This window comes from Sodalis sp. dw_96 (assembly GCF_018449575.1).
Lineage (GTDB): Bacteria > Pseudomonadota > Gammaproteobacteria > Enterobacterales > Enterobacteriaceae > Acerihabitans.
Genome location: NZ_JAAVUT010000005.1, coordinates 306,165 through 312,785, shown reverse-complemented (window position 1 = coordinate 312,785; position 6,621 = coordinate 306,165). Strand labels below are relative to the sequence as shown.

General features: G+C 58.8%; 4 protein-coding genes and 1 pseudogene. 2 read left to right on the top strand and 3 right to left on the bottom strand.

Annotation, left to right across the window (positions count from 1 at the left end; all coding sequences use genetic code 11):
* Positions 1-393: 393 nt before the first annotated feature.
* Both HB631_RS11095 and HB631_RS11090 read left to right on the top strand, forming a co-directional pair.
* Complete coding sequence (locus tag HB631_RS11095) at positions 394-1,914, top strand: amino acid permease (protein ID WP_213991203.1); 1,521 nt, start codon at positions 394-396, stop codon at positions 1,912-1,914.
* A gap of 179 nt (positions 1,915-2,093) precedes the next feature.
* Positions 2,094-3,206, top strand: a complete 1,113-nt coding sequence (locus tag HB631_RS11090; RefSeq protein WP_213991202.1) for an oxidoreductase — start codon at positions 2,094-2,096, stop codon at positions 3,204-3,206.
* Between the two features lie 253 nt (positions 3,207-3,459).
* On the opposite strand, the gene fghA is transcribed toward HB631_RS11090, so the two are convergent.
* The 3 genes and pseudogenes from fghA to HB631_RS11075 form a co-directional block, all read right to left on the bottom strand.
* Positions 3,460-4,308 carry an S-formylglutathione hydrolase gene (fghA, locus tag HB631_RS11085; protein ID WP_213991201.1) on the bottom strand — a complete coding sequence of 283 codons (849 nt, stop codon included), beginning with the start codon at positions 4,306-4,308 and terminating at the stop codon, positions 3,460-3,462.
* 87 nt (positions 4,309-4,395) lie between these two features.
* Positions 4,396-5,520 (bottom strand): S-(hydroxymethyl)glutathione dehydrogenase/class III alcohol dehydrogenase, encoded by a 1,125-nt coding sequence (locus tag HB631_RS11080; RefSeq protein WP_213991200.1) that lies wholly within the window; start codon positions 5,518-5,520, stop codon positions 4,396-4,398.
* 160 nt (positions 5,521-5,680) lie between these two features.
* A pseudogene (locus HB631_RS11075) lies at positions 5,681-6,532 on the bottom strand (LysR substrate-binding domain-containing protein); the annotation flags it as partial.
* Positions 6,533-6,621 lie beyond the last annotated feature (89 nt).

Here is a 6,621-nt window from a genome sequence, read left to right as displayed (position 1 = left end):
AGGCCCGCGATCATCGAACGTGCAACAAGCCTGTTAAAGGGAGAGCGCGCCAATGAGGTCGAATCGGGCGTGGTTTTTTCGCCCGCCCGAGCGCCTCATGGCACGCTAGGCCCGCGATCACCGATCGTGCAACAAGCCTGTTAAAGGGAGAGCGCGCCAATGAGGTCGAATCGGGCGTGGTTTTTCCGCCCGACCGAGCGCCTCATGGCACGCTAGGCCCGCGATCACCGATCGTGCAACAAGCCTGTTAAAAAGAGGCCACGCCAAATGGCGTCAAGCTAATAATACGCCGGCAGTTATGAAGCTCTCTAATAACAAGCCGGCAAAACTCCCTCCTTGTGTTCTTTTTGGTACAATCCGCCGTCAAATTTTTCATGGACAGACAAAATTATCATGCGAGAAACCCACAATGACACCCAGCGTGTTCCGGGGCTGCGTCGTGAACTCAAAGCACGTCACCTGACAATGATCGCCATTGGCGGTTCCATCGGCACCGGGCTGTTCGTCGCCTCGGGGGCGACCATTTCCCAAGCCGGGCCGGGCGGTGCGTTATTGTCGTACATCCTCATCGGCCTGATGGTGTATTTCCTCATGACCAGCCTGGGTGAATTGGCGGCCTATATGCCGGTTTCCGGCTCCTTCTCCACCTACGGCGCCCGCTATGTAGAAGAAGGTTTTGGTTTCGCCCTCGGCTGGAACTACTGGTACAACTGGGCGGTGACCATCGCCGTGGATCTGGTGGCCTCGCAACTGGTGATGAGCTACTGGTTCCCGGCGGTACCGGGCTGGATTTGGAGCGCACTGTTCATGGCCATCATGTTCAGCCTGAACGCCATCTCGGTAAAAGGATTCGGCGAAGCCGAGTACTGGTTTTCCCTGATCAAGGTGGTCACAGTGATCATCTTTATCGCCATAGGCGTATTGATGATCGCCGGTATCCTGCGCGGCGGCGAAAGCGCCGGCTGGCATAATTGGCAGGTGGGCAACGCGCCTTTTGCCGGCGGTTTCCCTGCGATGATCGGGGTCGCGATGATCGTGGGCTTCTCTTTCCAGGGCACCGAGCTTATCGGCATCGCCGCCGGCGAATCCGCCGACCCGGCGAAAAATATCCCCCGGGCGGTACGGCAGGTGTTCTGGCGCATCCTATTGTTCTATGTGCTGGCAATCCTGGTGATAAGCCTGATTATCCCTTATACCGACCCGAATTTGCTACGCAACGACGTCAAGGACATTACCGTCAGCCCCTTTACCCTGGTCTTTCGCAATGCCGGCCTGCTCTCCGCGGCGGCGGTGATGAATGCCGTCATCCTGACGGCGGTACTGTCGGCGGGTAATTCCGGCATGTACGCCTCCACCAGGATGCTCTATACCCTGGCTTGCCAGGGCAATGCGCCGAAGATATTCGCCAAATTGTCCAAAGGCGGCGTACCGCGCAATGCGCTTTATCTCACCACCGTCATGGCGGGGTTGTGTTTCCTGACCTCGATGTACGGTAACCAGACAGTGTATCTCTGGCTGCTGAACGCTTCCGGCATGACCGGCTTCATCGCCTGGCTGGGCATTGCCATCAGCCACTACCGCTTCCGCCGGGGTTATATGATCCAGGGACGGGATCTGGCGGAGTTGCCTTATCGCGCGGGTTTTTTCCCGCTGGGGCCGATTTTCGCCTTTGTGCTGTGCCTGCTGATTACCCTGGGCCAGAATTATCAAGCGTTTCTCCAGGACCGCATCGACTGGTACGGCGTCACCGCCACCTATATCGGTATTCCCCTGTTTCTGATTATCTGGCTGAGTTACAAATGGCGGCACGGTACCCATCTGGTTCGCTACCAGGACATGACGTTCCCCGGCCGCGGTGATGACTATGCCGCCGCCGAGCCAGTCCCCCTGCGCAGCCAAACCGAAGGGAAATAGCGCCACCTATGGGAAACAGGCCGGCGGATCGCCGGCCTCAGACCCTCATCCTCAATAAACTCATTTCCATTTGCTAAATTAATCCTTAGACGGCGCCCTCAATATGAATAAGATAATGTTTCCCAATGGAGTCCGGCCATAAGCCGGTGAATAAGCGGTGTTTCGAATAAGGTCCCGGCATGTCATACGCAATACGGGTGCAGGTTTCTCCCGATAACTATTATTCTTTTCCAGGCGCCATCGAGAAACTGACGGAATTTTATCCGGCGGCGGTATTGGCCGACGCGGTATGGGTTTATGGCGAACGCGCTCTGGCGGCGGCAAAAGCCTATCTGCCGCCGGAATTTTCCGCGCCGGGGGCGGTGCGTATCGGTTTTGGCGGCCATTGCAGCGAAACGGAAGTCGCGTCGCTTATCCGCCGTGCCGGCCGTCGCCGCTCCGTGGTCATCGGCATCGGCGGCGGTGCGGTGCTGGACACGGCTAAGGTACTGGCACGCCGGTTAGGGGTTCCTCTGGTGGCGATTCCCACCATTGCCGCCACATGCGCCGCCTGGACGCCGCTGTCGGTTTGGTACAACGAGGCCGGCGAGGCGCTGCGCTTTGAAATTTTTGATGATGCCAATCATCTGGTCCTGGTTGAACCGCGGATTATACTGGCGGCGCCGAAAGAGTACCTGCTGGCGGGCATCGGCGATACCTTGGCGAAATGGTACGAGGCGGTGGTACTGAGTCCCGAGCCGGAACGTCTGCCGCTCACCGTGCGGTTGGGGATCCAGACCGCGCTGTCGGTGCGCGACGTCTTGCTCAATCAAAGCTCGGCCGCGCTGGCGGCTCAGGAACGGGGCGAGCTGACACAAGATTTCCTGGATGTGGCGGATGCCATTATCGCCGGCGGCGGCATGGTGGGCGGCCTGGGGGAACGATATACCCGGGTGGCCGCCGCGCATGCGGTACATAACGGATTGACGGTATTGCCCGCCACCGCCCGGTTTTTACACGGCACCAAGGTGGCCTACGGTATTCTGGTGCAGTGCGCCCTGCTGGGACAGGATGAGTGGCTGCGTACTCTCAGCGCCGCTTGGGAGACGTTCGGCCTGCCCACGTCGCTCGAGGCAATGAATGTGGATATCAACGATTCGCACGCCATGGCACAGGTGGCGTCCCGCACACTGCAACCCGGTGAATCCATCCATTTGCTGCGGGCGGAACTGAGCGAAGCCGGCCTGTTGGCGGCGATGCGAACCGTGGAACAGGTGGCCAGGGAAGGGCGGGACCAGACCTGTTCAGACTGATGACAAATCGGCACGGTCTTTATTAGGCGGGACAGGATGCTATAAGAGTAGACCGTCCGCGCAGGGACCAAAACGCCTGGAGCGTTTTGGAACAACGCCGTCAGGCGTTGGCCCGGAGGGCGGCTACCAGGGATGGTAGCCGTAACAGTACGCCTGGAGCGTTTTGGAACAACGCCGTCAGGCGTTGGCCCGAAGGACGGCTACCAGGGATGGTAGCCGTAACAGTACGCCTGGAGCGTTTGGAACAACGCCTTCAGGCATTCAGATATCCCGCATGGAAGCGCAGATGATCCTCGATAAAACTGGCAATAAAGAAATAGCTGTGGTCATAACCCGTCTGCATGCGCAGCGTCAGCGGCCAGTTCTTGCGACGCGCTGCCTCATCCAGCTTTTCCGGCTGCAGTTGCTGCCCCAGAAACGGATCCGCATCCCCCTGATCGATTAATATCGGCAGGGGTCTTGCGCCCTCGGCCGCCAGCAAGCGGCAACTGTCGTGGTCTTGCCATCCCTTTTCGTCGTCCCCCAGGTAGGCGCCGAAGGCTTTGCGCCCCCAAGGAACGTCGCAGGGATTGACGATGGGGGCAAAGGCCGAGACGGACCGGAACCGTCCGGGCAGACGCAACGCCAGCATTAATGCGCCATGGCCGCCCATGGAGTGGCCCATAATGGCCTGCCGGTCGCTAAAGACATGCTGCGCGCGCACCAAGGCCGGCAGTTCATCGGCTACATAATCGAACATATTGTACTGTCCGGCCCAGGGCGCCTGCGTCGCATTGAGGTAAAAACCGGCCCCTTGGCCCAGGTCATAGGCCTCGTCATCCGGCACACCAGGTCCGCGCGGGCTGGTGTCGGGCATGATAAGCGCCAGATTGAGTTCGGCGGCCACGCGCTGGGCGCCGGCCTTCAGGGTAAAATTCTCATCGTTGCAGGTCAGTCCGGATAGCCAGTAAACCGCATGGGGAGGCGGCTTTTGTTTATCCTGCGGCGGCAGGTAGATGCTATAGGTCATCGGTCCGCCGGTGCTGGCGGAGTGGTGACGATAGCGGTATTGCCAGCCGCCGAACAGCCGGTGCGCATCGATACATTCGGGCTTCGTTTCCATCGGTCGCTCCTCTTTTTTATGTACCGGGTTTTATGAACCGGATGTCTTATTAACGGATGCATTTTGAACAAAACGCATGAACGGACATTACGGACGGAAATGGATCACCGAACGAATGGATTTGCCGGCATGCAAAAGTTCAAAAGCTTCGTTGATCCGGTCCAGACCCATGGTATGGGTAATAAAATCATTAAGCTGGAATTCTCCGTCCAGATAACGCTGCACCAGTCCGGGAAGCTGCGAGCGCCCCTTGACGCCGCCGAAGGCCGAGCCGCGCCATACCCGCCCGGTCACCAACTGGAACGGGCGGGTGGAAATCTCCTCGCCGGCGCCGGCCACGCCTATAATCACCGATTCGCCCCATCCTTTATGGCAGCACTCCAGCGCCGACCGCATAACGTTGACATTGCCGATACACTCAAAGGAAAAATCCACCCCGCCCCGGGTGAGTTCGATAATCACCTCCTGGATGGGTTTATCATAGTCATTCGGGTTGATAAGATCAGTGGCTCCCAGCTTCAGGGCCAAATCAAATTTGCCGGTATTGACATCGATACCGATGATGCGACCGGCGCCGGCCATTTTGGCGCCGATAATCGCCGACAGTCCGATACCCCCGAGGCCGAAAATCGCCACGCTGTCTCCCGGCTGTACCTTGGCGGTATTGATCACGGCTCCCATGCCGGTGGTCACGCCGCATCCCAGCAAACAGACTTCTTCCAGCGGCGCTTCCTTGCTGATTTTAGCCAGGGATATTTCCGGCACCACGGTATATTCGGAGAAGGTGGAAGTGCCCATGTAATGGAAAATGGGTTTTCCGTCCTTAAAAAAGCGGGTGGTGCCGTCGGGCATCAGCCCTTTACCCTGGGTGGCGCGGATGGCCTGGCAAAGATTGGTCTTACCGGAGAGGCAATATTCGCATTCGCCGCATTCAGGCGTATATAACGGGATGACATGATCGCCGGCCGCCACGCTGGTCACGCCTTCACCCACCGCTTCCACCACGCCGCCGCCCTCATGGCCGAGGATCACCGGGAAAACCCCCTCCGGATCCTTGCCCGACAGAGTATAGGCATCGGTGTGGCAGACGCCGCTGGCGACAATACGCACCAAGACTTCGCCTTTTTGCGGCGGCATCAAATCCACCTCTTCCACCGACAGCGGGAGATTGGGGCCCCAGGCGATGGCGGCGCGGGTTTTTATCATTTGCATAGAATAACTCCTTTTATACCCGTCAACGTGAAATCTATAGGGAATATACATTATGGGCAGGGTGATGGGGCTGGCTTTCGGCATCGGCCGACGCAGCCGGTTCGTCCGGCGGCGGAAATTCGCGGACGCCGGCAAGCTGCTCCGGCGCCGGGTCGTCTTGTTCGATAATCAGCTGCTTCAGGGCTTGCACATTGGGACTGAACGCGTCCCGGCGCCAAATCAGCCAGGTGGCGACATCGGCGGTCTCCGGCGGCAACGCATGAACGGACACCTTCTCCTGGCCGGGCATCTGGCGCAGCACCGCCAGGGGCAGCATGGCTACCCCCGCGCCGCTGGCCACGCAGGCCTGCATGGTGTGATAAGACTGGATCTCCATCACCGGTCCATGGGCTACGCCCTGCTTATTGAACCAGGCTTCCAGCCGCCGCCGATAGGAGCAACTGGGCCGGAATGCGAACACCGTTTTACCGGCAACGTCGTTCGCATCGTGGACGGGGGGCTGATCCAGGCCGGCTATCAGCACCAGGGTTTCTCGAAAACTGATGCAGCCATGGATCTCCGGATAGGTCACCGGGCCGTCAACCAGGGCGGCGGCCAGCGTACCGGCGCGCACGCTGTCCACCATTTCCCCCGACGAACCGGTAATCAGCGACAGGGCAACCTCGGGAAAACGCTGATGATAGTTCGCCAGCAGCTCCGGCAGACGTATGGCGGCTGTGCTTTCCATGGCGCCCAGGGCAAAATTCCCCACCGGCTCGCCGGCGCGGGCCATTTGCAGCGCTTCTTCGCTCAGCGCCAGGATCTTGGTGGCGTAACAGAGGAAATTATGCCCCAGGGGAGAGAGACGGATCCGCTGCTTTTCACGGATAAACAAATCGCTGCCCACTTCGTTTTCCAATTGACGCAGGCGAGTAGTGAGATTAGACGGCACCCGATGCAGCAGCTCGGCGGCGCGAGCCAGGGAGCCGGAATCGGCGACGGTGCAAAACATCTTGAGCTGGGTCAGATCCATATGTTCTCGTTTTGTCAGCAACTTGGTCTTTATTATTCATTTTTCGTGAGTTTATTGATAGTGCATGCTGTTAGCAACATAAAAATGAT

Coding starts and splice junctions, on each gene's coding strand:
- HB631_RS11095 (WP_213991203.1), top strand. CDS start 394: ATGCGAGAAACCCACAATGACACCCAGCGTGTTCCGGGGCTGCGTCGT.
- fghA (WP_213991201.1), bottom strand. CDS start 4,308: ATGGAAACGAAGCCCGAATGTATCGATGCGCACCGGCTGTTCGGCGGC.
- HB631_RS11090 (WP_213991202.1), top strand. CDS start 2,094: ATGTCATACGCAATACGGGTGCAGGTTTCTCCCGATAACTATTATTCT.
- HB631_RS11080 (WP_213991200.1), bottom strand. CDS start 5,520: ATGCAAATGATAAAAACCCGCGCCGCCATCGCCTGGGGCCCCAATCTC.